The sequence below is a fragment of the Pseudomonas sp. NMI760_13 genome, assembly GCF_021283245.1.
GTDB lineage: Bacteria > Pseudomonadota > Gammaproteobacteria > Pseudomonadales > Pseudomonadaceae > Aquipseudomonas > Aquipseudomonas peradeniyensis.
Genome location: NZ_JAJSRC010000085.1, coordinates 1 through 1,224 on the forward strand (window position 1 = coordinate 1; position 1,224 = coordinate 1,224).

The 1,224-nt window shown below is 60.7% G+C and carries 1 protein-coding gene; it reads right to left on the minus strand.

What is annotated here, in order from left to right:
• Window positions 1-521: 521 nt before the first annotated feature.
• Window positions 522-1,022, minus strand: a complete 501-nt coding sequence (locus LU671_RS29265) for a GNAT family N-acetyltransferase (RefSeq protein WP_000376623.1) — start codon at window positions 1,020-1,022, stop codon at window positions 522-524.
• Window positions 1,023-1,224 lie beyond the last annotated feature (202 nt).

A 1,224-nucleotide genomic window follows, 5' to 3' on the forward strand; every position in this document is an offset into this window, starting at 1 on the left:
CTTGAAATCCGTCATCGTTCCGTCCGTCCAATCTCCGCCAAGCATGCTCAAGCTTCACGATTTTTGCAACAGAGCCCACACGAGTATTGAGCATAGTCGAGATTGGTGCAGATCACTTCTGATATTGAACTGTCAGGAGCTGGCTGCACAACAGCCATTACGCCCAATCAACTGGTGCAGTCGTCTTCTGAAAATGACATTTGGTATCTCTCATAAACGGATGTTTTTGAGAGAACTATCTTCGGCCTTCACACGCACGAAAGGCGGCGAAGCTCCGCCGTTAATCCGTCCGCCGGAGATCTCGCCCAGGCAGGCTGAAGGCCGAGCAAGCCTGACAGGCCCGAAAAGCCCGGCACGGGCGTCGGCGGCGATGACGGCGGCGGCATTATCCAGGGTTGATGATGGAAGTGGAGGATATCGACAACCTCTCGCGCAACCAAGACATCGCGGTCGGACTGCAAGTGATCTTGAAGCCACGGGCCCGTCCCACCCCGACATGGACCTCGATGCCCGAACGGACGTTAGATTTCGAGTTCTAGGCGTTCTGCGATGAAGGTTGGATCCCAGCCGGGATTGAAAGTGTCGACGTGGGTGAATCCGAGCCGCTCGTATAGGCCACGCAGGTTCGGGTGGCAGTCGAGCCGCAGCTTGGCGCACCCCTGCGTTCGCGCGGCATGGCGGCAAGCCTCGATCAGCGCGGAGCTGACACCCCGGCCCGCATGTGTCCGTCGCACCGCGAGCTTGTGCAGATATGCGGCCTCCCCCTTGAGGGCGTCGGGCCAGAACTCGGGATCCTCGGCCGACAAGGTGCAACAGCCGACGATGCCGTCGCTGCAACTCGCGACTAGGAGCTCGGATCTCAGGACGAAGGTCTCCGCGAATGTCCGGTCGATCCGCGCGACGTCCCAGGCGGGCGTTCCCTTGGCGGACATCCACGCCGCAGCGTCGTGCATCAGCCGCACAACCTCGTCGATATCACCCGAGCAGGCGACCCGAACGTTCGGAGGCTCCTCGCTGTCCATTCGCTCCCCTGGCGCGGTATGAACCGCCGCCTCATAGTGCAGTTTGATCCTGACGAGCCCAGCATGTCTGCGCCCACCTTCGCGGAACCTGACCAGGGTCCGCTAGCGGGCGGCCGGAAGGTGAATGCTAGGCATGATCTAACCCTCGGTCTCTGGCGTCGCGACTGCGAAATTTCGCGAGGGTTTCCGAGAAGGTGATTGC